22 protein-coding genes and 3 tRNA genes are annotated in these 23,549 nt (G+C 69.7%); 14 read left to right on the top strand and 11 right to left on the bottom strand.

The features are described from left to right. Nucleotides 1-67: 67 nt before the first annotated feature. From gyrA to DEI92_RS00230, 4 genes are all read left to right on the top strand, one after another. The gene (gyrA, locus tag DEI92_RS00215; protein ID WP_111011929.1) at nucleotides 68-2,698 is read left to right on the top strand and encodes a DNA gyrase subunit A; all 2,631 of its coding nucleotides are present in this window, start codon (nucleotides 68-70) and stop codon (nucleotides 2,696-2,698) included. After that, entirely contained in the window at nucleotides 2,691-3,098 is a 408-nt protein-coding gene (locus tag DEI92_RS00220; RefSeq protein WP_111011930.1) for a DUF3566 domain-containing protein, read from the top strand. Before gyrA ends, DEI92_RS00220 begins: the two co-directional genes overlap by 8 nt. Before the next feature lie 76 nt (nucleotides 3,099-3,174). After that, nucleotides 3,175-3,248: transfer RNA gene (locus tag DEI92_RS00225), tRNA-Ile, on the top strand. Nucleotides 3,249-3,333: 85 nt separating this feature from the next. Next, a tRNA-Ala gene (locus DEI92_RS00230) sits at nucleotides 3,334-3,409 on the top strand. A 326-nt stretch (nucleotides 3,410-3,735) separates the two neighbouring features. Here DEI92_RS00230 and DEI92_RS00235 read toward each other — a convergent pair. Then, complete coding sequence (locus DEI92_RS00235; protein WP_111011931.1) at nucleotides 3,736-4,326, bottom strand: hypothetical protein; 591 nt, start codon at nucleotides 4,324-4,326, stop codon at nucleotides 3,736-3,738. 121 nt (nucleotides 4,327-4,447) lie between these two features. On the opposite strand from DEI92_RS00235, the gene DEI92_RS00240 reads away from it, so the two are divergent. Continuing rightward, nucleotides 4,448-5,002 (top strand): peptidylprolyl isomerase, encoded by a 555-nt coding sequence (locus DEI92_RS00240; RefSeq protein ID WP_111010788.1) that lies wholly within the window; start codon nucleotides 4,448-4,450, stop codon nucleotides 5,000-5,002. Beyond that, on the top strand, nucleotides 5,002-5,856 hold the full coding sequence (locus DEI92_RS00245) for a rhomboid family intramembrane serine protease (protein ID WP_111011932.1): 855 nt from the start codon (nucleotides 5,002-5,004) through the stop codon (nucleotides 5,854-5,856). The genes DEI92_RS00240 and DEI92_RS00245 overlap by 1 nt, the downstream gene beginning before the upstream one ends. A gap of 174 nt (nucleotides 5,857-6,030) precedes the next feature. On the opposite strand, the gene DEI92_RS00250 is transcribed toward DEI92_RS00245, so the two are convergent. Beyond that, nucleotides 6,031-6,285: a cell division protein CrgA gene (locus DEI92_RS00250; protein WP_111010790.1), complete on the bottom strand. Its 255-nt coding sequence runs from the start codon at nucleotides 6,283-6,285 to the stop codon at nucleotides 6,031-6,033. A 72-nt stretch (nucleotides 6,286-6,357) separates the two neighbouring features. On the opposite strand from DEI92_RS00250, the gene DEI92_RS00255 reads away from it, so the two are divergent. From DEI92_RS00255 to DEI92_RS00260, 3 genes are read left to right on the top strand one after another with little or no spacing between them, the layout of a single operon-like run. Further along, complete coding sequence (locus tag DEI92_RS00255; RefSeq protein WP_111011933.1) at nucleotides 6,358-7,140, top strand: class E sortase; 783 nt, start codon at nucleotides 6,358-6,360, stop codon at nucleotides 7,138-7,140. Between the two features lie 8 nt (nucleotides 7,141-7,148). Then, nucleotides 7,149-7,310 carry a hypothetical protein gene (locus tag DEI92_RS16375; protein WP_181434571.1) on the top strand — a complete coding sequence of 54 codons (162 nt, stop codon included), beginning with the start codon at nucleotides 7,149-7,151 and terminating at the stop codon, nucleotides 7,308-7,310. Then, complete coding sequence (locus tag DEI92_RS00260; RefSeq protein WP_111011934.1) at nucleotides 7,307-7,957, top strand: aminodeoxychorismate/anthranilate synthase component II; 651 nt, start codon at nucleotides 7,307-7,309, stop codon at nucleotides 7,955-7,957. Before DEI92_RS16375 ends, DEI92_RS00260 begins: the two co-directional genes overlap by 4 nt. A gap of 209 nt (nucleotides 7,958-8,166) precedes the next feature. Here the strand turns inward: DEI92_RS00260 and pknB are convergent, their stop codons facing one another. From pknB to DEI92_RS00295, 7 genes are all read right to left on the bottom strand, one after another. Further along, on the bottom strand, nucleotides 8,167-9,951 hold the full coding sequence (gene pknB / locus DEI92_RS00265; protein ID WP_258369773.1) for a Stk1 family PASTA domain-containing Ser/Thr kinase: 1,785 nt from the start codon (nucleotides 9,949-9,951) through the stop codon (nucleotides 8,167-8,169). Nucleotides 9,952-10,048: 97 nt separating this feature from the next. Next, entirely contained in the window at nucleotides 10,049-11,869 is a 1,821-nt protein-coding gene (locus tag DEI92_RS00270) for a protein kinase (RefSeq protein ID WP_111011936.1), read from the bottom strand. Then, the gene (locus DEI92_RS00275; protein ID WP_111011937.1) at nucleotides 11,866-13,320 is read right to left on the bottom strand and encodes a penicillin-binding protein 2; all 1,455 of its coding nucleotides are present in this window, start codon (nucleotides 13,318-13,320) and stop codon (nucleotides 11,866-11,868) included. The genes DEI92_RS00270 and DEI92_RS00275 overlap by 4 nt, the downstream gene beginning before the upstream one ends. A 7-nt stretch (nucleotides 13,321-13,327) precedes the next feature. Further along, complete coding sequence (locus DEI92_RS00280) at nucleotides 13,328-14,752, bottom strand: FtsW/RodA/SpoVE family cell cycle protein (RefSeq protein ID WP_111010796.1); 1,425 nt, start codon at nucleotides 14,750-14,752, stop codon at nucleotides 13,328-13,330. Beyond that, on the bottom strand, nucleotides 14,745-16,079 hold the full coding sequence (locus DEI92_RS00285; protein ID WP_111011938.1) for a Stp1/IreP family PP2C-type Ser/Thr phosphatase: 1,335 nt from the start codon (nucleotides 16,077-16,079) through the stop codon (nucleotides 14,745-14,747). The genes DEI92_RS00280 and DEI92_RS00285 overlap by 8 nt, the downstream gene beginning before the upstream one ends. Before the next feature lie 6 nt (nucleotides 16,080-16,085). Beyond that, entirely contained in the window at nucleotides 16,086-16,634 is a 549-nt protein-coding gene (locus DEI92_RS00290; protein WP_111010798.1) for an FHA domain-containing protein, read from the bottom strand. Then, entirely contained in the window at nucleotides 16,634-17,311 is a 678-nt protein-coding gene (locus DEI92_RS00295) for a DUF3662 and FHA domain-containing protein (protein ID WP_111010799.1), read from the bottom strand. Before DEI92_RS00295 ends, DEI92_RS00290 begins: the two co-directional genes overlap by 1 nt. A gap of 86 nt (nucleotides 17,312-17,397) precedes the next feature. Between DEI92_RS00295 and DEI92_RS00300 the strand changes: the two genes are divergently transcribed. Together DEI92_RS00300 and DEI92_RS00305 are read left to right on the top strand one after the other, a co-directional pair. Then, a tRNA-Leu gene (locus tag DEI92_RS00300) sits at nucleotides 17,398-17,484 on the top strand. 92 nt (nucleotides 17,485-17,576) lie between these two features. Then, nucleotides 17,577-17,891, top strand: a complete 315-nt coding sequence (locus DEI92_RS00305) for a hypothetical protein (RefSeq protein WP_111011939.1) — start codon at nucleotides 17,577-17,579, stop codon at nucleotides 17,889-17,891. Nucleotides 17,892-17,919: 28 nt separating this feature from the next. Here DEI92_RS00305 and DEI92_RS00310 read toward each other — a convergent pair whose 3' ends face one another. Beyond that, nucleotides 17,920-18,606 (bottom strand): SDR family NAD(P)-dependent oxidoreductase, encoded by a 687-nt coding sequence (locus DEI92_RS00310; RefSeq protein WP_111011940.1) that lies wholly within the window; start codon nucleotides 18,604-18,606, stop codon nucleotides 17,920-17,922. 126 nt (nucleotides 18,607-18,732) lie between these two features. On the opposite strand from DEI92_RS00310, the gene DEI92_RS00315 reads away from it, so the two are divergent. Beyond that, the gene (locus DEI92_RS00315; RefSeq protein WP_111011941.1) at nucleotides 18,733-19,998 is read left to right on the top strand and encodes an MFS transporter; all 1,266 of its coding nucleotides are present in this window, start codon (nucleotides 18,733-18,735) and stop codon (nucleotides 19,996-19,998) included. Nucleotides 19,999-20,076: 78 nt separating this feature from the next. Here the strand turns inward: DEI92_RS00315 and DEI92_RS00320 are convergent, their stop codons facing one another. Continuing rightward, the gene (locus DEI92_RS00320) at nucleotides 20,077-21,096 is read right to left on the bottom strand and encodes a GlxA family transcriptional regulator (RefSeq protein ID WP_111011942.1); all 1,020 of its coding nucleotides are present in this window, start codon (nucleotides 21,094-21,096) and stop codon (nucleotides 20,077-20,079) included. Nucleotides 21,097-21,190: 94 nt separating this feature from the next. Between DEI92_RS00320 and DEI92_RS00325 the strand changes: the two genes are divergently transcribed. After that, nucleotides 21,191-21,559, top strand: a complete 369-nt coding sequence (locus DEI92_RS00325; protein WP_111011943.1) for a cupin domain-containing protein — start codon at nucleotides 21,191-21,193, stop codon at nucleotides 21,557-21,559. Between the two features lie 627 nt (nucleotides 21,560-22,186). Beyond that, entirely contained in the window at nucleotides 22,187-23,527 is a 1,341-nt protein-coding gene (locus DEI92_RS00330; RefSeq protein ID WP_111010376.1) for an extracellular solute-binding protein, read from the top strand. The last annotated feature ends 22 nt before the right edge of the window (nucleotides 23,528-23,549 follow it).

The raw sequence follows: 23,549 nt of genomic DNA on the forward strand, positions 1-23,549 counted from the left end.
CCACCTGCCGGCGCGACGCCCGAGCAGGACGGAACCACGGCCTCCCGGCCGATGAGAGAGGCAGCACATGGCTGACGACAACGACAACGGCGGCGACGAGCCCGAGGTCGTGCACGGCGACGCCGGCGACATCGTGCTCTCGGGCGACCGCATCTCGCAGGTCGACCTCCAGCTCGAGATGCAGCGGTCCTACCTCGACTACGCCATGAGCGTCATCGTCGGGCGTGCGCTCCCGGAGGTCCGTGACGGCCTCAAGCCCGTGCACCGGCGCGTCCTCTACGCGATGTACGACGGCGGGTACCGCCCGGACCGCGCCTTCTCCAAGTGCTCGCGCGTGGTCGGCGACGTCATGGGGCAGTTCCACCCGCACGGCGACTCCGCCATCTACGACGCCCTCGTCCGCCTGGTGCAGCCGTGGAGCCTCCGGTACCCGCTCGCGCTCGGCCAGGGCAACTTCGGGTCCCCCGGCAACGACGGTGCCGCCGCCCCGCGGTACACCGAGACGAAGATGGCTCCGCTCGCGCTCGAGATGGTGCGGGACATCGAGGAAGACACCGTCGACTTCCAGGACAACTACGACGGCCGCACGCAGGAACCGTCGATCCTGCCGTCGCGCTTCCCGAACCTGCTCGTCAACGGGTCGGTCGGCATCGCGGTCGGCATGGCCACGAACATCCCGCCGCACAACCTGCGCGAGGTCGCCGAGGGCGCGAAGTGGGCGCTCGAACACCCGGACGCGACGCGTGAGGAGCTCCTCGAGGCGCTCATGCAGCGGATCAAGGGCCCGGACTTCCCGACCGGCGCGCAGATCCTCGGCGTCCGCGGGATCCAGGACGCCTACCGCACGGGCCGTGGTTCGATCACCATGCGCGCGGTCGTCAACGTCGAGGAGATCCAGGGTCGGACCTGCCTCGTCGTGACCGAGCTGCCGTACCAGGTGAACCCGGACAACCTCGCGGTCAAGATCGCGGAGCTCGTCAAGGACGGCCGCCTGGCGGGCATCGCGGACATCCGCGACGAGACCTCCGGCCGCACGGGACAGCGCCTCGTGATCGTCCTCAAGCGCGACGCGGTCGCCAAGGTCGTGCTCAACAACCTGTACAAGCACACGCAGCTGCAGGAGAACTTCGGCGCGAACATGCTCGCGATCGTCGACGGTGTCCCGCGCACGCTCGCGCTCGACGGCTTCATCTCGGCGTGGGTCGACCACCAGGTCGAGGTCATCGTCCGGCGGACCCGCTTCCGGCTCCGCAAGGCAGAGGAGCGGGCGCACATCCTCCGCGGGTACCTCGCCGCCCTCGACGCGCTCGACGAGGTCATCGCGCTCATCCGCCGGTCGCCGACGGTCGAGGAGGCCCGGGACGGCCTCATGGCGCTGCTGTCGGTCGACGAGGTCCAGGCACGCGCGATCCTCGACCTGCAGCTCCGTCGTCTCGCCGCCCTCGAGCGACAGCGGATCCACGAGGAGGCCGAGGAGCTCGAGCGCCTCATCGCGGACTACCAGGACATCCTCGCGCGTCCCGAGCGCCAGCGCGTGATCATCGGCGAGGAGCTCGACGAGATCGTCGCCAAGTTCGGTGACGACCGCCGCACCGAGGTGATGTTCGGGTTCGACGGCGACATGAGCGTCGAGGACCTCATCCCCGAGGAGGAGATGGTCGTCACCATCACGCGTGGTGGCTACGTCAAGCGCACGCGCAGCGACAACTACCGGTCCCAGCACCGCGGCGGCAAGGGCGTCAAGGGCGCCCAGCTCCGAGCGGACGACGTCGTCGACCACTTCTTCGTCACGACGACGCACCACTGGCTGCTGTTCCTGACCGACAAGGGTCGCGTCTACCGCGCCAAGGCGTACGAACTCCAGGAGGCCGGGCGCGACGCCAAGGGCCAGCACGTCGCCAACCTGCTCGCCATGCAGCCCGACGAGCAGATCTCGCAGGTCCTCGACATCCGCGACTACGAGGCAGCCCAGTACCTCGTGTTGGCGACCCGCGACGGCCTGGTCAAGAAGACCGCGCTCACCGAGTACGACACGAACCGCACCGGCGGGATCATCGCGATCAACCTCCGCGAGGGTGACGCACTCGTCTCCGCACTCCTGGTGGACGAGTCCGACGACCTCCTCCTGGTCTCGCGGCACGGGATGTCGCTCCGGTTCACCGCGACCAACGAGGCGCTGCGCCCGATGGGGCGCTCAACGTCGGGCGTCAAGGGCATGACCTTCCGCGGGGACGACTCGCTGCTGTCCGCGTCGGTCGCCCACGACGAGGGATTCGTCTTCGTGATGACGGAGGGCGGCTACGCCAAGCGCACCGCGGTCGACCAGTACCGCGTGCAAGGACGTGGTGGTCTCGGCATCAAGGTGGCCAAGCTCGCGGTCGACCGGGGTGACCTGGTCGGCGGTCTCATCGTCAGCGGGGACGACGAGGTGCTCGTCGTGCTGGCTTCCGGCAAGGTGGTAAGGTCTGCCGTGGCCGAGGTCCCTGCCAAGGGGCGCGACACCATGGGCGTCGTGTTCGCACGCTTCGCCGACGACGACCGGATCATCGCAGTGGCCCGGAACAGTGAACGGAACCTGGACGACCAGGCCGACGCCGAGATCGAACCCGCGGGCCCGGTCGAAGCAGTGAGCCCCGCCGAGGCAACGGACGAGCCCGCCGACCCGCAGGCCGGAGAGGACCAGTCAACGAATGAGTAGTGTCGCCGAGAAGCTCCAGCGCAAGACGAAGCGACCCGTCGGCACCAAGCAGGTCCGGCTGCGCCTGGTGTACCTCGACTTCTGGTCGTGCGTGAAGCTGTCGTTCCTCATCGCGCTGGCTGGCAGCATCGTGATCGTCGTGGCGACCATGCTCGTCTGGATCATCCTGAACCAGACGGGCGTGTTCACCCAGATCGACAAGCTGCTGCAGGACGTCACCGGCAAGAACAACTACTCGATCATGGACCAGTTCTCGCTGGGCCAGGTCATGGGGTTCTCGATCGTCGTCGGGAGCCTCAACGTGGTCGTCGGCACGGTGCTCGGCGCGATCGTGAGCGTGCTGTACAACCTCAGCGTGCGGATCACCGGTGGTCTGCTCGTCGGGTTCACCAACAACTGACCCGGATCACCGGCCTGGAGGCCCCCCACCCGATTCGCGCCTGCGGCGCGCGTCATGTAGGCTTTCATCCGGTCTCGGGGCTATAGCTCAGGCGGTTAGAGCGCTTCGCTGATAACGAAGAGGTCCTAGGTTCAAGTCCTAGTAGCCCCACTCCGACGGTTCGCCGTCATCGTGACTGCACCACCGAGCCCGTATGACCCGTCGGCTGCTCCTCCGGTAGCATGGCCGACCATCCGGGGCCTTAGCTCAATTGGCAGAGCACCGCCTTTGCAAGGCGGGGGTTAGGGGTTCGATTCCCCTAGGCTCCACCAGCTGTCCGGGCTGCTCGGCGCTTCGCGCCTTCGCAGCCCGCTGGTTCAGTGCTTCATGCGCGCCGCCGCCCCTGCGGCGCGACGTCGCGGGGCGTGCCTGAGCGCTCCGTGCTCGGCGCGCGGCGCCGGCCCAGTGCCTTCGGTCCGCGTCCCATCCGGTCCTCCTCTTGCGCGAGATCGCGGGAGATGCCGCTTCGGGCAGCGCCGGAACGACATCTGCTGCGATCTCGGCGGAGGGCTGCCGCCGATGCCGGGTGGGATGGCCCTCCCGGCATGACGAACGGCCCGCGCCGAGTGGCACGGGCCGTTCGTGTGGTGCGATCCGATCAGGCGGCGGGCTTGTCCGCCGCGTCCGCGTCGTCGGCGACCCACAGGTCGTCGTCGGCACGGAGGGTCTGGTACGCCGCGTACGCGGCTCCGATGACGGCGACGGCACCGACGACGATGAGCGCGACGCCGCCGAAGCCGAGTCCGCTCTTCTGCTTCGGCGCGGCCTTGACCACCGTCTTGGCGGCCTTGCGGCCCTTCTTCGAGGCCTTGGCCGCCTTCTTGGTGGCGTCGGCGACGATCTTGCGCACCTTCGGGTCCTTGGCCAGGTCCACGACGCTCATCGCGGACCCGAGGGTCGACACGAGGCTCGGGACGACCTCGGTGGTCAACCGGGTCTTGGTGGCGGTCGCCGCGGACGTCGCCGCGTGCACGCCGGTGGCGACAGCGGGCTTGACCCCGTTGTCGATGGCGTCCTTGACGCGGGGGCCGAGGTCGTTGCGAGCGGCGTCGGCAGCGTGCAGTCGGGCCTCGGCCAGGATGGCGTTCGCGTGCTCGAGGACCTTGCGCTGCTCGCCGAGGAGGGTGGTCGTCTGACCCTTGAGCTTCTTGATCTGCTTCTTGCGCTTGCGGGAGAGTTCCATGGTCATGAGCTACCTCCATCGGATCGGGCGGTGAGATGCCCATCCTGCCACCGGAGACCCTGGCAGGTCACGGTGCCTCGTCTGGAAGTACCATGAACGACCCGGGAGCGCATGCGAGAATGGCCACATGTCTTCGCACACCGCTGTTGCAACCATCCACACCAACCTCGGCGACATCCGCGTCAACCTCTTCGGCAATCACGCACCCAAGACGGTCGCGAACTTCGTCGGACTCGCCACGGGCACGCAGGAGTGGACGCACCCGGGTACCGGCAAGGTGTCGACGGACAAGCTGTACGACGGCGTCGTGTTCCACCGCATCATCAAGGACTTCATGATCCAGGGCGGCGACCCGCTCGGCCAGGGCATCGGCGGCCCGGGCTACCGCTTCGACGACGAGATCCACCCGGAGCTCACGTTCCAGCAGCCGTACATCCTGGCGATGGCGAACGCCGGCACCCAGGGTGGCCGCGGCACCAACGGATCGCAGTTCTTCATCACGACCGTCGCCACCCCGTGGCTGCAGGGCAAGCACACGATCTTCGGTGAGGTCGCCGACGACGAGTCGCGCGCGGTCGTCGACGCGATCGAGGCCGTGCCCACCGACGGCCGCGACAAGCCGCGTGAGGACGTCGTCATCCAGAGCATCGACGTGACCGACTCCGCTGGCGCCGGGGCGTAGTGACCGACTTCTCCCAAGACCGAGCGAACTTCTGCTACCGGCACCCGGACCGGCAGAGCTTCATCCTGTGTCAGCGTTGCGGGCGGACGATCTGCACCGAGTGCCAGACGCCGGCCGCCGTCGGGGTGCACTGCCCCGAGTGCGTGCGTGAGCAGCGCGCGCAGTTCTCGTCGAACCGCCGGACCGTCGGCCCGAGCACCTTCACGGTGGCACGGCGTCGCTTCGGCATGATCGACCAGAAAGCGACGACGGTCATCGTCGTCGTCAGCGTCGCCATCTGGCTGCTGCAGATGCTGACCGGCGGGACGAACGGGCCGGTCACCGCCGCGCTCGACTACAACCCGTACTGGCTGCCGACGCAGCCATGGCGGTTGATCACGACGATGTTCGTCCATGGCAGCTTCCTGCACATCCTGTTCAACATGTGGGCCGTGTGGATCTTCGGCCGCATGCTCGAGCAGATGCTCGGGACCTGGCGGTTCGTGGCGCTGTACTTCATCAGCGGTCTCGTCGGTTCGGTGGCGGTGACGGTGCTGGCGCCGCAGACCACGGTGATCGGCGCCTCCGGGGCGATCTTCGGACTGTTCGCGGTGTTCTTCGTGCTCCAGCGGAGTCTCGGCGGCAACGCGGTCCAGATCCTGGTCATCATCGGGCTCAACCTGGTGATCGGGTTCCTGGTCGCCGGCGTCGCATGGCAGGCGCACGTCGGCGGCGTCGTCGCGGGGTTCGTGACGGGCTTCATCTTCACCCGAACCCGCAATGTCCGACGGCGTGGGCTCCAGATCACCCTGCTCGTCGCCGAGGCCGTCGTCGCGGTCGCCATCGCCGCAGCGGCCTACGCAGTGTACACGTGAGCACCGTCGGGAGGCCCGACACACGAAGGCCCGCGGACCGGACGGACCGCGGGCCTTCCGTCTCCCCCCGAAGAGGGGGATGAGTTATCCACAGCCATGTCCACATTGGGGATAATCACAGCTGTGTAAGTCCACTAGGCTCCGCCGTCACCCGGCGGACAGATCGTGTTCGCCTCAGCGCCACTTCGTCGTCATGAGGAACCCGATGAACATGATCCCGAAGCCGATCAGGATGTTGAGCGACCCGAGCGTCGGCACGGGCAGCGTTCCCTGCGAGACGTAGAACACGATGACCCAGGCGAGGCCGACGAGCATGAAGCCGAACATGACCGGCTTGAACCACACCGGGTTCGGTGCACCGCCGGCAGTGTCGACCGAGTCGGCTCGGGCCTGCCGGGCGGGCTTCGTACGGTCCTTCTGCTTGGCCATGGCCGGTATCCTACCGTCAACACATCTGCCACCCGCTCGGGTGGGTGGGCTGTCGGACGGGGGACGAACCACATGACCGTGACCGAGGTGCCCGTCGAGGGCGACGCTCACGCCCCGTCCCCGGACAGGGGCGGCCGTCGTCGACGCCGAGGCCACGTGACCGTCCTCGGTGTCCTGGGCGACCTGCTCATCACGGCGGGTGTGCTCGTCCTCCTGTTCATCGCGTGGCAGCAGTGGTTCAACGACCTGGTCGTCGCCAAGCAGCACGAACACCAGGCCCAGCAGTTCAGCAAGTCGCTCGGCGCGATCTCGACGCCAGCGCCCACCCCCACGGAGGGGTACGGTCCGCCGAAGGTCAGCGCGCAGCCCGGCAACACCAAGGTGTTCGGCGTCATGTACGTGCCCCGGTTCGGTGCGACCTACGCCGTCCCCATGGCCGGCGGCACGACCACGGCGGGCACACTCGACACGATCGGCATCGGGCACTACGACCACACCCAGATGCCCGGTCAGGTCGGGAACTTCGCCGTCGCCGGTCACCGCACGACGCACGGCGCCCCGTTCAACCAGATCGCGAACCTCCAGGTCGGCGACAAGATCTACCTCGAGACCGCGGACGGCTTCTACACCTACACGTTCCGCAACCTGGAGTACGTGCCGCCGACGCAGGTGACGGTCCTCGACCAGGACCCCGACGACGTCGGCGTCGCGACGAAGGACCGGATCATGACGATGACGAGCTGCAACCCGATGTACTCGGCGCAGGAGCGCATCGTCGCCTTCAGTGTGTTCGATTCGTGGCAGCCACGGTCCGCGGGAGCGCCGACGGCCATCGCGTCCGAGGTCAAGGGTTAGGAGACCACATGTACGGTGCGCTCTGGCGGGTCCTGCCCGGTCCGGTGTGGGTACGGATCGTCGAGGTCCTGGTCCTCGTCGCGATCGTCCTCGCCGTCCTCGACCTGTGGGTGTTCCCCTGGGTGCAGGAGCTGATCCCCACCCCCGACGTGACGGTCGGCCACCGATGAGCCGGATCCTGGTCGTGGACAACTACGACAGCTTCGTCTACACGCTCAACGGCTACGTGCAACAGCTCGGTGCCGAGACCGACGTGGTCCGCAACGACGCGATCGATGCGGACGCCATCGCCGACCGCATCGCCGAGTACGACGGCGTCCTACTGTCGCCGGGGCCCGGCGCTCCCGCCGCTGCCGGCGTCTCGATCCCCGCCGTGCATGCTGCGATCGGCGCCGACGTGCCGTTGCTCGGGGTGTGCCTCGGACACCAGGCCATCGCGGAGGCACTCGGGGCCACGGTGACCCACGCCGAGGAACTCATGCACGGCAAGACGTCGAGCGTGATGCACGACGACAGCCCGCTGTTCGTCGGCGTTCCGCAGCCGTTCACGGCGACCCGGTACCACTCGCTCGCGGTGGTCGACGGCACGGTGCCCGACGAACTCGAGGTCACCGCGCGGACGACCGGGGGTGTGATCATGGGAGTCCAGCACCGGGAGGCTCCGGTGTTCGGCGTGCAGTTCCACCCGGAGTCCGTCCTGACCGAGGGCGGGTACCGCATGGTGGGGAACTGGCTCGAGCTGACCGGGCTCGCGGGTGCCGCCACGGCCGCGGACGGACTCGGTCCGCTCATCACGTCGCCCTCGACGGACCGCTGAGGGCGACGCGCGGACCGCTGAGGACGACGCGCGGACCGCTGAGGACGACGCGCGGGCGACCTGCGGGTCACGCGGCCCGACGAGGGTCACGCGGCCCGATGGGAATCACGCGGCCCGGTGAGGCTCACGCGATCTCCGATGAGGGTCACGCGGTCCGGAGAGGACCACGCGGTCCGCTGGAGGCGGCGCCCCGGACGGTCGACGAACCGTCAGTGGTCGTCGTCGCCGTTCCCGGAGTCGCTGCTCTGGGTGGGTGCCGGCGTCGATGTCTGCGTGGGCTGCGCGGAGGCGGCACAGTACGTCAGCTGCACGGTCGAGCCCTGCGGCTGATCGCCCGGCGGGAGCGACTGCTGCGTCACGGTGCTCCCGGTGCAGGTGTAGTCCGGCTGCGGCTGCACGGTGAGCCCGAGGCCGGCGAGTGTCGCGTTCGCCGTCGAGAAGGGCTGCTTCGTGACGTCGGGCAGCTGGATCTTGCCGTTCGAGACGACGATGTTCACGACCGAGCCCTTGTTGACGGTCGTGCCCGAGCCCGGGTCGGTGCTGAGGACGGTGCCTGCGGGCACGGTCGCCGAGTACCCCGAGTTGCTGCTGCCGATCTTGAGGCCCTGCGACTTCAGGGTGGTCTCGGCGGCCTCCTGGGACTGGTTCGTCACGTCCGGCACGGCGACCTGCGCCGGACCGGCCGAGACCACCACCCGGATGTTCTGCTGGGGCGCGACGTTCGTGCCGGCGCCGGGCGTGGTCCGGATGATGGTGTCCTTCGGGACCGACGTCGAGTTCTTGTCGACGCGGACGGCGACGAGATGGCGCTTCTCCAGGGCCTTCTGCCCGGTCTGCCAGGTCGCGCCGGCCACGTTCGGCACGGACACCGACGAGGACACGGACGACGTGGATGGCTGGAGGTTCGCGACCCACCAGACGACGGCGATCACGACGGCTGCGATGACGATGACGCCGAGCCAGATCCACGCCACGGGCGGTCGGCTCTGCGTCCGCTGCGGGCGGGCGTCATCGGGGTCGTCGAGCTCGCGGAAGGCCGCGTCGGCGCTGTCGGAGGTCCGGGGGTCGACGCCGAACAGGACGGTCGAGGCGTCGGCGGCGGCCGGTAGCCGACGCGTCGCGGGGACGTGCCCGGACGCGGCCTGCTGGAGGTCACGACGGAACTCCGCGGCGCTCTGGAACCGCTGCGACCGGTCCTTCGCGAGGGCGCGCAGCGTGACCGCGTCGAGTGCGGGCGACACGGCTGGGTTCACGGTGCTCGGGGCGGCCGGCTGCTCGCTGACGTGCTGGTACGCGACCGCCACGGGCGAGTCCCCGCGGAACGGCGGACGACCGGTGAGCAGCTCGAACAGGACGATGCCCGTCGAGTACAGGTCGGTGCGGGCGTCGACGGTCTCGCCGCGGGCCTGCTCGGGGGAGAAGTACGAGGCGGTTCCGAGGATCGCGGTCGTCTGGGCCACGGTCGCCGAGGTGTCGGTGATGGCCCGCGCGATCCCGAAGTCCATGACCTTGACCTGGCCGGACTGCGTCACCATGACGTTCGCGGGCTTGATGTCCCGGTGCACGACACCCGCACGGTGGCTGTACTCGAGCGCGGTGAGGATGCCCTCGGTGATGCGGACGGCCTCGTCCGGAGCGAGCGGGCCGTCGGTGAGGATGTCGCTGAGCGGACGCCCCTCGACGAACTCCATGACGATGTACGGCACCTGGACCTCGGCACCGGAGGGCTCGGTCACCGTTTCCTCACCGGCGTCGTACACGCGGACGATGGTCGGGTGGGCCATGCGCGCGGCGGCCTGGGCCTCTTGCCGGAAGCGCGTGCGGAACGAGGGGTCGTTCGCCAGGCTCGGCTTGAGGAGCTTGACCGCGACCCGACGACCGAGCCGGGTGTCGTTGCCGATGTGGACCGTCGCCATGCCGCCCCGGCCGATCGTGTCGCCGATCTCGTACCGGCCGGCGAGGAGGGAGATCCCCGCGGTCACACCTTCTGCCACGTGTCCTCCGAGTGTCCGTCGCGATCAGTGTACGGCAGGGGTTCCTGACGGATCGCTGGCGCGGGCGACCCGGTGGCGAACCGTTATCGGAAGGTCATCAGCGGTGCAGACCGACCCGGTTCGCGATCTGGTCGAGCACGCTGTTCGCGTCGTCGTTCGAGGTGCCGGGGGTACCCGGGGTCCCGGCGGAGCTCGGAGTGGGCGTGCTCGTCGCGGCCGGCTGGTACTGCACGGTGAGCGGCTGGGACGAGCCCGACTGCAGGTCCCCGCAGTTGACGGTGTAGGTGAGGGACACCGTTCCGGGCGAGCCGGCGGAGACGCGGACCGACGTGCCGCGGGTCGCCCCCGAGGACGCCCCGGAGCCGTCCGTGCCGTTCTGGATCGTGTACGAGTACCCGGTGAGGCTGTAGCCGGTCGGGCACTGCGTGTACGCCGGCCAGGTCGCCGTGAAGGTGCCGTCCGACGAGATCGGCGAGGCGGTGGCCGTGGACGGGGTCGGCGCCGACGGCATGGGCCCGTAGGCCTTGACGGTGATGGTGGAGCCGTACGGCAGGTTGCCGGTGGGGTCGATGGACTGCACCGTGTTCTCCGGCGTCGTGCTCGACGCCGGATCGCCCGTGACGACCTTGACGGTGAACCCTTCGGCGCGCAGCGCGGCCGCCACGTCGTCGACGTTCTTGCCCGTGTAGTCGCCCTCGTTCACCGTGACGGTCTGGGGCTGGGCGGTGGTCGGCGTGGAACTCGGGCTGTCGCTCGGCTCGGACCGCTTCGGCGTGGACGCGTGCGATGGGGTCTCCGACGCGCTCGGGTCCTGCTGGTTGCCGCGGTTCGCGAACACGATGCCGCCGATGACGAGCGCCGCGACGAGGAGCGCCCCGAGGACGATGAGGGGCCACAACCAGGGCCGGCGCTTCCGGCCGTCGTCGTCGGGGGTCGGCGGGGTACCGGGGCCCCTGGGCACGGCCGGCCCCGGCGTCGGAGCGAGCCGCTGCGTGGCCTGGGTCCCGATGATGCTCGTGGCGTCGTCGTTGCCGACCGGCGGGTTGAAGGCGACGGTGGCTGCGCCGAGCGCCGGGACGGCGACGGTGGCCGCGGCGACGTCACCACGTCGGAGTGCCTGCGCCGCGCGTGCGAGGTTCGCCGCGGTCGCCGGGCGGTCGGCGGGCTTCTTCGCGATGCAGGACATCACCAGGTCACGCACGGGCTCGGGGATCGACGCCGGGAGCTCCGGGGGCTGCTCGTTGATGTGCGCCATCGCGATCGCGACCTGGGACTCACCCGTGAACGGACGCTTGCCCGCGAGGCACTCGTAGGCGACGATCCCGAGCGAGTAGATGTCCGTCGAGGGCGACGCTGGGTGACCGCTCGCCTGCTCCGGCGACAGGTACTGCACGGTGCCCATCACCTGACCCGTCGCGGTCAGGGGGACCTGATCGGCGATGCGCGCGATGCCGAAGTCCGTGATCTTCACCCGGCCGTCCGGGGTGATCAGGAGGTTGCCGGGCTTGATGTCCCGGTGCACCAGCCCGACCGCGTGCGCGGCCTGCAGGGCGTTGGCAGTCTGCGCGACGATGTCGAGGACCTTGTCGACGGGGAGTGTGTGCTCACGCTCGAGCAGCGTCGAGAGCGCCTCGCCGGGGACGAGTTCCATGACGAGGTAGGCGCTGCCGTCCTCTTCGCCGTAGTCGAAGACGTTCGCGATGCCCTCGTGGTTGACGAGTGCCGCGTGTCGGGCCTCCGCGCGGAAGCGCTCGAGGAACCCGGGGTCGCCGAGGTACTCGTCCTTGAGGATCTTGAGCGCGACGGTGCGACCGATGACGAGGTCGGTCGCCTGCCACACCTCGCCCATGCCGCCGATCGCGACGCGGGAGGAGAGCTGGTACCGCCCACCGAAGGTGAGTCCGCTGGTGGGTCTCATTTGTTCAGCACCGCCTCCATGACTTTCTTCGCGATCGGAGCCGCGACCGTGTTGCCCACGCCCTGTTGTCCGAGTCCGCCGCCGTTCCCCACGACCACGGCGACGGCGACCTGCGGGTCCTTCGCGGGGGCGAACCCGGTGAACCAGAGCGTGTAGGGATCGCCCGTCCCGTTCTCGGCGGTGCCGGTCTTGCCCGCCACGTCGACCCCGTCGATTCTCGCATTGGTGCCGGTGCCGTTGTCGACGACGCTCTCCATGGCCTTGGTCAGGTCGGAGGCGACGTCGGACGAGATCGGGTCGCCGTACTGCTTGGCCTGGAACGGGACCACCGTCTTCAGGTCGCTCGTCGTGATCTTGTCGATGAGCGTGGGGCTCATCACCCGGCCGCCGTTCGCGATGCCGGCCGACACCATCGCCATCTGGAGCGGGGTCACCCGGACGCTCTGCTGACCGAAGGCACTCCGCATGAGCTCGGCGGTGCCGTCGGTCTGCGGGTACTGGCTCGGCGTGCTCGCCATCGGCACGTGGATGCTGTCGCCGAAGCCGTATTGCTTGGCCATCGCGTTGATGGCGTCGTAGCCGAGCTTCTGGCCGAGCTCCGCGAACGGGATGTTGCACGAGTTCTGGATCGCGACGGCGATGGTGACCGTGTTGCCACCGCCGCAGGACCCGCCCTCTGCGTTGTTGATCGTGCGGCTCGTGCCCGGCAGGGTCAGTGTCGACGGGTTCGGCAGCGTCGAGTCGAGGTCGTAGTCACCGCTCGCGAAGGCGGCGGAAGCGACGATCAGCTTGAACGTGGACCCCGGCGCGTACAGGTCGCCGGCGATCGCGCGGTTCTGCAGCGGCTGGCTCTCGGCGGACAGGAGGGCGTGGTACTGGGCCAGGACCTGCTTCGTGTCGTGCACGGCGAGCGTGTTGGGGTCGAACGACGCCTTCGACACCATGGCGAGGATCTTGCCGGTCTTCGGCTCGATGGCGACGACCGCACCGGTGTTCGAGCCGAGTGCGTCGAACGCGGCCTGCTGCACCTGCGGGTCGATCGTCAGGTTGACGTCGTCGCCCTGGACGTCCTGCCCGGTGAGGATCGAGTTGATGTTGCTGAAGAAGCTGTCGGAACTCGTGCCCGCGAGGTAGGAGTTCTCGGCGCTCTCGACCCCGGTCTCGCCCTGCCCGATGGTGAAGTACCCGGTCACGGCGCTGTACAGGTCGCCGTTCGCGTAGGTGCGCTGGTAGTTGTACTGGTCGTCCACGGGCTTCGACTCGGCGATGGGGGTGCCGTCGACCAGGATCGCGCCGCGTTTGGTCGAGTAGCTGTCGAGGATCGTCCGGGAGTTCCGGGAGTCGGCCCGGAGCTGCTGGGCCGAGAAGAACTGGATGCTCGTCGTCGACACGAAGAGCGCGACGAACATGAGCACGACCACGGTCGAGATCGAGCGGAGTTGGCGTTTCACGGGCGGGTCACCGTCCTGTCCTCGTGTCGATGGCGGCCGTGGCGACGCCCTGCTGCACCCGCTGCTCCGCCGGGACGGAGTCGGTGAGGCGCAGGAGCATCGCCGCGATGATCCAGTTCGCCACGAGTGAGGAGCCACCCGCGGCCATGAACGGCGTGGTCAGACCCGTCACGGGGATGACGCGCGTGACGCCGCCGATCACGATGAAGGTCTGCAGCGCGATGACGAAGCCGAGCCCGACCCCGAGGAGTCGGCCGAAGTCGTCCTGGCCGGCGTACGCCACGCGGAACCCGCGCGAGACGAGCAGGAGGAACAGTCCGAGGATCGCGAAGACGCCGACGAGCCCGAGTTCCTCGCCGATGGCCGAGAAGATGTAGTCGCTCTGGGCGAGCGGGGTCAGGTACGGGCGTCCCTGGCCGAGGCCCGTGCCGGTGATGCCGCCGTTGGCGAACCCGAACAGACCCGTCACGAGCTGGTAGCTCCCGGAGAACTGCCGGTTGTAGATGGTGTTGTCGAACGGCTCGAGCCAGGCCTGGAACCGGCCGTGCACGTAGGTGAGGGTCTGCGCGGCGATGAGCGCGCCTCCCACGAACAGGATCAAGCCGATGATCACCCAACTCGCGCGGCCCGTGGCCACGTAGATCATCACGAGGAACAGGCCGAAGTAGAGCAGCGAGGTCCCGAGGTCGCGCTGGAACACGAGGACGCTCATCGCCGCGCCCCACACGATGAGGATCGGCCCGAGGTCGCGGGCCCGCGGCAGCTGCACGCCGAGGATCCGGCGGCCCACGATCGACAGGCTGTCGCGCGCCGTCACGAGGTACCCGGCGAAGAACAGCGCGAGCGAGATCTTGGCGAGCTCGCCCGGCTGGAACGAGAACGGTCCGATGCCGATCCAGACGCGCGCGCCGTAGATGGTGCGTCCGATCCCGGGCAGCATCGGCAGCAACAACAGCACGATGCTGACGAGCATGAAGATGTAGCGGTAGCGCTGGAGGAAGCGGTGGTTCCGGACGAGCAGGAGCACCAGGATCGCCATCACCATGGCCATGCAGGTCCAGGCGATCTGCCGGACCCCGGCGCTGCCCCATCCGGTGGCGCTCGGTGTGTGCAGGTCGATCCGGTAGATCTCGGCGATCCCGATGCCGTTGAGCACGAGGGCGATCGGCAGGATGAACGGGTCCGCGTTCTTCGCGACGATGCGGAGGACCACGTGCATCACGAGGGCCAGCACCAGGATGGCCGCGCCCTCGATCAGGATCGGCACGTCGATCCGGTTGTGCACGCCGAGCTGGACGAGCAGCATCGCGCCGGCGCAGATGCCGCAGGCGATGACGAGGAGGCCGAGCTCCAGGTTGCGGGCGCGCGCCGGTTCGCGCAGCTTGATGGTGATGGTCTGCGTCAGGGACTGGCGGGCGGCGATGTCAGCCATGCGCGCCTCCCGTCGGCGTCGGCGTCGGCGTCGGCGTGGGTGTGGGCGTCGGCGTCCCGGTGCCGTCACCGTCCGCGTCGGACTCGGCCGCGGCCTCCAGACGGCGGATGATGGCCCGCGCGTCCGACAGGGACGACGCGTTGATGGTCTGGCGGACGTTCTCACGCGTGTACGCGGGCAGGTCGCCGACCCGGAGGTCCGAGTCCTCGTACACACTCGACAGGTGCACCGGACCGATGCCCTGCTGCACACCCTTGAAGATGGCCACGTTGCTGCCGTCGGCGCCTACGTAGTAGTGCTGTTGGGTCCACCGGTAGCCGAGGAACACGACGCCGACGAGCACGACGACCGCAGCGACCAACGCGATCGTCCACGAGATGCGACGACGCAGGCGCCGGCGGCGGTCCTCCGCGATGAGCTCGGCGAAGTACTGGTCGGACTCGGGCTCGAAGTGTGAGTCCTCGGGCGCCGTCGTGACCTTGAGGGGGTGGAGCAGGATCGTCGGCAGCCGGATCGGCTTGCGGCCCGTCGACGCCTCGAACGTCAGCGGCGCGGCGGCGGACCCGACGGTCGTCGCGGCGTCGTCGACGTCGTCCGGGACGTCCTCGGTCACGTCCATCACCACGACGGTGACGTTGTCCGGTGCGCCGTGGTCGAGGGTCTCCTTGACGAGGCGCTGCGTCACCTGGTTGGCGTCCATCTCGGACGCGAGCGCGTGGCGGATGCGCTCCTCGGCGAGGTAGCTCGACAGGCCGTCGGAGCAGAGCAGCCACCGGTCACCGGGCTGGATGTCCATGACCGCGGTGTCGACCTCGGGCGCCGCGTCGACGTCGCCGAGCACCCGCATGAGGACGGACCGCCGCGGGTGGACCGCGGCTTCCTCCGGCGTGATGCGCCCGCTGTCGACCAACCGCTGCACGAAGGTGTGGTCGGCCGTGATCTGCTTGAGCTCGCCGTCCCGGAAGCGGTAGATGCGGGAGTCGCCGATGTGCGCGATCGCGATCTGGTCGCCCACGCGGATCATCGCGGACACGGTCGTGCCCATGCCCGTGAGCTCCTGGTGCTCGAACACCGTCTCGGTGATGAGCTGGTTCGCCGCGATGAGCGCGGCCTGCAGCGCGAACTCCGCGTCGTGGGCCGACGGGAACTCGCGGTCGACCTCACGGATGCGGCGGATCGCGATCGCGGAGGCGACGTCACCCCCGGCGTGCCCGCCCATGCCGTCGGCAACCGCGAACAGGTACGCCCCCGAGTAGCCGGAGTCCTGGTTGTTCGCGCGGATCCGGCCCACGTGGGACACGGCGGCACTGAGGGTACGGGCTGCCATCCGGCGCTACCGCCGCAGCTCGAACGTCGTCGTCCCGATGGTGATCGGGGTGCGCTCCCGGACCGGCATGGGCGCGGAGACGCGCTGGCCGTCGAGGAAGGTGCCGTTCGTGGAGTCGAGGTCGGTGATGAACCACCCCTCGGGGCGGAGGTCGAGGCGGGCGTGGTTGGTGGACGTGTAGTCGTCGCGGATGACGACGTTGCTGTCGCTCGCTCGACCGATCGTGATCGGACCGCGCCCGAGGGGCATCTCCATGCCCTCGCGCGCGCCGTCGGTGATGACGAGTCGGGTGGCGACCTGCGTGGCGGACGCGGGTGGGCCTCCAGGCCGGATGGCCTCGGTGAACGCGCCCGGATCCGCGCGGCCAGCCGTGGCGTTGGTCGGCAGTGGCGGCGTGCTCGGACCCTGCTGCTGGTTCTTGGCGTCGGTCGGGATGGACCGGGTGCGTTGCCCGAACAGATCGCTCCGGAGGGCGAACACGATCGCGAACACGAACAGCCACAGCACCGCGAGGAACGCGAAGCGCAGCACGAGGAGTGTCAGGCTGCTCGTCATCACGCTCCTCCGTCGGCTTCCGGGACCACCCGGAACACCATACGGGTCCGTCCGATCTCGATGGTGGAGTCCGGCTCCACGATCGCACGCTCGAAGCGCTCGCCGTTCAGCTTGGATCCGTTCGTCGAGCCGAGGTCCGTCGCCTGCGCGTGCTTGCCGTCCCACACGACCTCGACGTGCCGACGGCTCGTGCCGGTGTCGGCGACCGTGATGTCGGCGTCCGAACCGCGACCGATGACGGTGCGGCCCACCTTGAGGTGATGGCGCTGCGACCCGATGTCGAGCACGCCGGCCCACGTGACGTCACGACGGACCGTCGTGGAGTCGACCTGCAGGATCCCGGTCGAGAGCGTGCCGTCCTGCCGCAGCGTGATCTGGACCGGACCGGAGAACGAGTAGTTCTGTGCGACCGCGTGCTGCTGGACGAGGCCGGTGAGCTCGTCGATGAGCGGCCGGCCGATGTCGTTCATGCGCGAGTAGTCCGGCGGCGCGAGCCGGACCGTGAACTCGTTCGGCACGAGGATGCGCTCGCGCGTGACCACCGCCGCCTTGGTGTCGAGCTCGCGTCGGAGCGCCGCCGAGATCTCGACCGGCTGCACGCCCGAGCGGAAGGTCTTCGCGAACGCGCCGTTGACCGCGCGCTCGAGCCCTCGCTCGAAACTGTCCAGTAGGCCCATGGGTCTCCCGTGATCGCGGTCGCCGACTCATGCATGGTAGTGGTTGGCGTGGGTTCCTTCCTGTGCGTGCTAGAGTCGTCCGGCTGGCGCGAGTGGCGGAATTGGTAGACGCGCACGGTTCAGGTCCGTGTGCCCGTGAGGGCGTGGGGGTTCAAGTCCCCCCTCGCGCACCAGGCATGGAGGCCCCGGGAACACCCGGGGCCTTCGTCGTTCCCGGGGATGCTGGAGGCCGCCGGACGGCCTGTCCGACCGCGCCCTGCGGTTCGTGGACCCCACCACCGACGCCGCCGACGGGCCGGCTGACGCCGATGCACTCCGCGAGCGGTGCCGCCAGACTCTGCGGTCAGAACGGGCGTCGCTCCGGGCGACATCCGTCGTCACCGCCACTCGTGCGCCCGACGGTGCTGCCCTGTTCCGGTTCGACCTCGAGCACGCGGACGGCTCGGCGGTGACGGCCGTGCTGCGCGCCGCGGTCGACCCGTCGACGCGGGAGCCCAGGTACGGGGAGCTGCGGGCGGATCGCGGACCCGCGTTGGTCCAGCCGGGAGGCACGGCACCGGTCGTCGACGCCGCCGTCTGATCCGCGGGACCGACGGGGAACGGGCGCGTCAGAGCACGACGGCCCCGAGCACCCGGTGCGCGATCGAGATCGACTCGCCCGAGACCACCGAGCGCGGGGACGACAGGAACGCCACGAGGTCGGCGATCTGCTCCGGGCTCGACTCGCCGCCGCGGCCGGGCGTGACCTCGGCCGAGGGCGTGTCGGTGACGGTGCCGGGGTTGACGACGTTGAGCGTCACGCCTGAACCGGCGAGTTCGTCGGCCAGGTTCTTCGCGATGACGTTCGTCGCCGCGTTGCGGACCGAGGTCGTGACGTTCCCGGTCAGGTAGGCGTTCTGCCCGCTGAGCACGACGACGCGTCCGTGGCCGGCGGCACGCATGCCGGGGAGGACCGCGTTCGCGACCCGGAGGAAGCCCAGGGCCTTGCCGTCGATGGCGTGCAGCACCTGCTCCGGGTCCGACGCGCGTGCAGGGTCGAGCGTGCCGGCAGCGGGGGCCGCTGTGACGACGAGGACGTCGATGTGGCCGTGGCGGTCGACGACCTCGGCCACGGCGCGCTCGACGGAGCCGGCATCGCCGGTGTCGAGCCGGACGGTGTCGGGTCCGGGGTCGGCGCTCCGCGACGCGATGACGACGGACGCGCCTTCGCGGCGGAGTCGGTCGGCCACGGCGCTGCCGATGTAGCCCTGTCCGCCGACGACGAGTGCGACGCTGTCCGTGAGTTCGAGGTCCACGACGCCACGGTATGCCCCACGCGGGGTCGAGGTGCGGGTCGTGCTCGTCGGATCGTGCTCGACACCCCCGATTCGGCATGCCGGGCATGAAGTACCGTGCCGGTACCGGATCAGAGCAGGAGCAGCATGACCACCCCCATCGCGAGCGCACCGCGGCGCTTCGCCGCCCTGCGCGATCGGCACTCGCGCCCCTACCTGTTCACCGCGGGTCTGTCGATGATGGGCGACAACATCGAGCACGTCATCACCTACTGGGTGCTCTGGCAGCGGTTCCACTCGCCGGCGCTCGTCGGGTTCGAGGTCGTCAGTCACTGGCTGCCGTTCCTGCTGCTCTCGGTGTGGTTCGGCACGCTGGCGGAGCGGTACGACTGCCGCCGGCTCATCCAGATCGCGCAGGGCATGTTCATGCTCGTGTCGGTGGCCTGGGGTGTGCTGTTCCTGACCGGGACCCTGCGCATCTGGGAGGCCTGCCTGCTCCTCGTGCTGCACGGCATGGCCGGCGCACTGTGGGCACCCGCGGAACAGCTCCTGCTGCACGACTTCGCCGAACCGGCGGAACTGACGAGCGCGGTGCGGCTCAACGCGACGTTCCGGAGCCTCGGGATCCTGTTCGGGCCGGTCGTCGGCTCGGCGCTGCTGCTCGGGCTCGGGTCGACGTGGGGGATCTTCGCGAACGTCCTGTTCTACGTGCCCATGACGCTCCTCATGCTCCGGACGCCGTACACCGGCCACACCCGGAGCGGGTCCGTGCACCGCGCCCGCGTCTCGCTGCTCGACACCGGCAAGGTGCTCCGGAGCGTCGGCGGCGACCGCGTGCTCATCGGGATGATCGTGCTCGCCGGCCTCACCGCGCTGTGCATCGGCGGGGCGCTGCAGGTCGCGATCCCGTCGTTCGCCGACGCCCTGGGGGCCGGGGACGCCGGACTCGCGTACGGGCTGCTGCTGTTCGCCAACGGCGCGGGTGGTGTGCTCGGCGGGTTCCTGCTCGAGGCCACGGGCGCGATCAAGCCGAACACCCGGGCGGCGGTCGCGGCGGGTGTCCTGTTCGGGCTGACGACGATCGCCGTCGCGGTGACCGGGAACTACGTCGTCGCGGTGCTCGCGCTGCTCGTGGGCGGTGTCGCGAACATGGCGGGCATGTCGATCGGGCAGGCCGTCGTGCAGCTCCGGGCGCCGCTCGACCAGCGCGGCCGCGTGGTCGGGGTCTACAACATGTTCGGCAGTGGCCTGCGCACGGGCAACGGCATCACGCTGGCGGTGCTCGGTGCGGCCGTCGGGGTCGGCTCGGCGGTCGCGATCGGTGCCGCGGTGCTCGTGGTCGGGACGCTCGTGGTGGCGCTCGTCATCGCACGGCGGGATGCTGCCGAGCGCGGTGGTGTCACCGAGCGGTGAACCGCGTTCGTCCGTTCGAACACCACGATCGCGGTGTTCGAACGGCAGCGGGGTGTTCGACGCACGGCCGGCGGGCGATCAGCGCGCTGGGACCGCCGCCCGGAACCGCGCCCGCACCACCGAGGGCGTCGACCCCGTGTGCCGCCGGATGAGCGCGCGCAGGTTCGCGGTCGTCCCGAGTCCGCTCCGCTGTGCCACGAGGTCCAGGGGCAGGTCGTCCCGCTCGAGCAGCCGTTCCGCCAGGAGCACCCGCCGCCCCGTCAGCCAGGCGAGCGGCGTGCTGCCGACCTCGGCACGGAACCGCCGGTGCAGCGTGGTGACCCCGACGTGCGCGTGGGCGGCGAGGTCCGCGACGGTCAGGGGCTCGGCCAGGTGCTCCTCGGCCCAGTCGAGCGTCGCCGACAGGGGTGTGTGGGTGACGCGCGGCACCGACCGCTCGACGAACTGCCGCTGACCGCCGTCGCGGAAGGCCGCGAACACCAGGCGTCGGCTCACCTGGTTCGCCACCTCGGCGCCGTGGTCGTTCCGCACGATGTGGAGGCCCAGGTCGAGCGCCGCCGCGCTGCCGGCGGACGTCAGGACATCGCCGTCGTCGACGAACAGCACGTCGGGGCGGAGGTCGACGTCGGGGAAACGCGCCCGGAAGTCGTCGGCGAGCTGCCAGTGCACGGCAGCCGGTCTGCCGGACAGGAGGCCAGCCTCCGCGAGCGTGTACGCCCCGGTGCACAGACCGACCATGCGGGCGCCGCGGTCGTGGGCCTCCCGGATCGCGCGGAGGACCGCCGGGCGTGAGGCGGTCTCGACGTCGGGACGGTTCGGCACGATCACGGTGTCCGCCGTCGCCAGGGCGGACAGGTCGTCGTCGGCGGTGATCCGGAACAGGCCGTCGCGCATGGTCGTCCGGCGACCCGGCGCCACGATCCGCAGGGTGTAGGGCTCGAAGCCGAGGTCCTGGGCGCGGCGGGCACCGAACACCTCGCAGGCGCACGCCATCTCGAAGGGGTTCGAGCCCTCGTCGACGACGAGCACCACCCGGTGCGGTGTCCCACGACCACGCGGGACGGTCCCGGCATCGGGCTGCAACGATCCTTGCGACATCGGGCATTCCTACCATGCTCGACCGCCGCTGCCGATCCCTACGCTGACGGGCGGAGACGGGCGCACGGCCCGGCCCGAGGACGAGGAGGACCACGTGGACGACAAGGTGACGCTGGCGGACGAAGCGGCGACGTTGACCGAGTTCTGGTCGCAGCGTGTCCTCGCCGAGGCGAACGGGCAGCTGTTCAAGGTCGCCAAGGGCATCGGCTCCACGCGGTGGCACGCGCACGACGACCAGGACGAGACGTTCCTGCTGCTCAGCGGACGCCTGCGCATCCAGTTGCGGGACCGCGACGTCGACCTCGCGCCGGGCGACCTGTTCGTCGTGCCGCGGGGGGTCGAGCACTGCCCGGTGGCCGATGAGGAGGTCCGGTTCCTCATCGTCGGCCCCGAGGTGACCTCGACCGCGGCCGGTGGCAAGCCGGAGTGGAGCGAGGGCGGCGGGACGCCGCCGGTGTCCTGACGCAGCGGCACCGGGACGAACCGGTGCGTTCCCGTCGAACACCCGGATGACGGTGTTCGAACGGCAGTGGGGTGTGCAACGGCAGCGGGGGTGCGAACGGCAGCAGGGTGCGCGACGGCAGCAGGGTGTGCGACAGCGGCAGCGTGTGCGACAGCGACAGCGGCAGCGTGTGCGACAGCGGCAGCGTGTGCGAGGTCATCGCCGACGCACAGCCGGTGCACCGATGCCGGACAGGAACGCGCGCCGCTCGTGTGAGCGCTCTCGACACGCTGTGGCAAGAGGGTGTTGCAACTCCATTCCATCGTTGTAAAGTCACCCCAGACCCGCCGCGCCGTCGGTGGGATCGGTCCGTCCCGATGGAGTGATGCCATGACCGCAACCCGAACGACCCGCGACGCCTCCGCGTCCGAGATCCCCGTGCTGCGCACCGCGCCGCGGGGAGGGTCCTCCGCGGGCCGCACCCCACGCCCGGCAACCGGACGGGAGGACCGGCACCGGTCCTCCAGACAGGATCCGGCGCAGCGCCGGTGACGCACTGAACCCACGTCCGCTTCCCTGGCGGACGAGCACCCAACGCAGCACCCCCGGCGACCCGTCCACGGGCACCGGAACGACGAGGAGGTCGAAATGGCAACGGGAACGGGAGCCTTCACGAGGCGGGGATTCCTGACCGCGGGCATCGCCGCGGCAGGAACGGTCGCACTCGCGGGCTGCAGCAGCCCCGTGTCGGCAGGACTGGTGGGCAGTCAGCTCAACCCCGAGCAGCTCATCTTCTGGAACCTGTTCGGTGGTGGTGACGGCAACCGCATGCAGCAGATGGAGGCCGGCTACCGCAAGGGACACGGCGGATCGGGATCCCTGCAGGCGACGACGTTCGCCTGGGGCAACCCCTACTACTCCAAGCTGACACTGGCCACCGTCGGGAACAAGCCGCCGGACGTCGCGGTCTCCCACCTGACGCGGGCGAAGCCGCTCTACGACGGTGGGATCCTCGAGCCGATCACCGAGGACGACCTCGCGCTCGTCGGACTCAAGGCGAGCGACTTCAACGCCAAGTCGTGGGCCGCGCAGAAGACCGACGGCAACAACATCGCCATCCCGCTCGACACCCACCCGATCGTCATGTTCTACAACGAGGACGTGTGCCGGAAGGCCGGGCTGATCGGCAGCGACGGCAAGCTCAAGGACCTCACGGGCCTCGACACGTTCGAGTCGGCGCTCGCCGCGGTGAGCAAGGTCACGGGTGGCAACGCGATCACGGTCGCGAACGTCAGCGAGACTGCGACCCCCTGGCGCGTGTTCTGGACGTTCTACAACCAGATCAACGGCGTCACGCCCTTCCTCTCCGACAACGGGGCCAAGCTGTCCGTCGACGAGGACGCCTTCAACAAGGTGAACGAGCGGATGCAGACCTGGGTGAAGAACGGCTGGCTCAACAAGGGCCTCGACTACGCCGGCGCGCAGACGCAGATGTTCACGGGCAAGGCGGGCTTCTACCTCGAGGGCGAGTGGGAGATCAGCACGGCCCAGTCGATCAAGGGCCTGAAGTTCGGCATGGTGCCGATCCCGCAGATCTTCGACAAGCCGGCCGCGCAGGCCGACTCGCACACGTTCGTCCTGCCGAAGAAGGCGCGGACCCTCGACCAGCGCAAGCAGCACATGGGGTTCATCAAGACCATGCTCGAGCAGAGCATGACCTGGGCGCAGGGCGGTCACGTGCCGGCGTACCAGCCGACCGCGACGAGTGCGGCGTACCACAAGCTCGAGCCGCAGGCCGACTACGCCTCGGCCGCCAAGGTCGCCGTGTACGACAACCCCGCCTGGTACGGCGGGTCCGGTTCCACCTTCGAGGCCACGGTGGGCGCCCAGCTCGCGCTCGTGCAGCAGGGTTCGACGTCGCCGCAGGGCGCCATGTCGGCCATCAAGCAGCAGCTCGCCGTCTACCTCAGCACCCCCAGCCCACTGTGACCCCCTCACCCCAGAACCCCGG

Origin of the sequence: Curtobacterium sp. MCBD17_034, from assembly GCF_003234515.1 — a bacterium.
In the GTDB taxonomy this organism is placed as follows: domain Bacteria; phylum Actinomycetota; class Actinomycetes; order Actinomycetales; family Microbacteriaceae; genus Curtobacterium.

Excerpts from the sequence above, each read along its gene's own strand:
- DEI92_RS00220 (WP_111011930.1), top strand. The coding sequence starts at position 2,691 with ATGAGTAGTGTCGCCGAGAAGCTCCAGCGCAAGACGAAGCGACCCGTC.
- DEI92_RS00285 (WP_111011938.1), bottom strand. The coding sequence starts at position 16,079 with ATGGCAGCCCGTACCCTCAGTGCCGCCGTGTCCCACGTGGGCCGGATC.
- DEI92_RS00255 (WP_111011933.1), top strand. The coding sequence starts at position 6,358 with ATGACCGTGACCGAGGTGCCCGTCGAGGGCGACGCTCACGCCCCGTCC.
- DEI92_RS00330 (WP_111010376.1), top strand. The coding sequence starts at position 22,187 with ATGGCAACGGGAACGGGAGCCTTCACGAGGCGGGGATTCCTGACCGCG.
- DEI92_RS00235 (WP_111011931.1), bottom strand. The coding sequence starts at position 4,326 with ATGACCATGGAACTCTCCCGCAAGCGCAAGAAGCAGATCAAGAAGCTC.
- DEI92_RS00250 (WP_111010790.1), bottom strand. The coding sequence starts at position 6,285 with ATGGCCAAGCAGAAGGACCGTACGAAGCCCGCCCGGCAGGCCCGAGCC.
- DEI92_RS00270 (WP_111011936.1), bottom strand. The coding sequence starts at position 11,869 with ATGAGACCCACCAGCGGACTCACCTTCGGTGGGCGGTACCAGCTCTCC.
- DEI92_RS00320 (WP_111011942.1), bottom strand. The coding sequence starts at position 21,096 with ATGTCGCAAGGATCGTTGCAGCCCGATGCCGGGACCGTCCCGCGTGGT.
- gyrA (WP_111011929.1), top strand. The coding sequence starts at position 68 with ATGGCTGACGACAACGACAACGGCGGCGACGAGCCCGAGGTCGTGCAC.
- DEI92_RS00315 (WP_111011941.1), top strand. The coding sequence starts at position 18,733 with ATGACCACCCCCATCGCGAGCGCACCGCGGCGCTTCGCCGCCCTGCGC.
- DEI92_RS00240 (WP_111010788.1), top strand. The coding sequence starts at position 4,448 with ATGTCTTCGCACACCGCTGTTGCAACCATCCACACCAACCTCGGCGAC.
- DEI92_RS16375 (WP_181434571.1), top strand. The coding sequence starts at position 7,149 with ATGTACGGTGCGCTCTGGCGGGTCCTGCCCGGTCCGGTGTGGGTACGG.
- DEI92_RS00260 (WP_111011934.1), top strand. The coding sequence starts at position 7,307 with ATGAGCCGGATCCTGGTCGTGGACAACTACGACAGCTTCGTCTACACG.
- DEI92_RS00280 (WP_111010796.1), bottom strand. The coding sequence starts at position 14,752 with ATGGCTGACATCGCCGCCCGCCAGTCCCTGACGCAGACCATCACCATC.
- DEI92_RS00290 (WP_111010798.1), bottom strand. The coding sequence starts at position 16,634 with ATGACGAGCAGCCTGACACTCCTCGTGCTGCGCTTCGCGTTCCTCGCG.
- DEI92_RS00295 (WP_111010799.1), bottom strand. The coding sequence starts at position 17,311 with ATGGGCCTACTGGACAGTTTCGAGCGAGGGCTCGAGCGCGCGGTCAAC.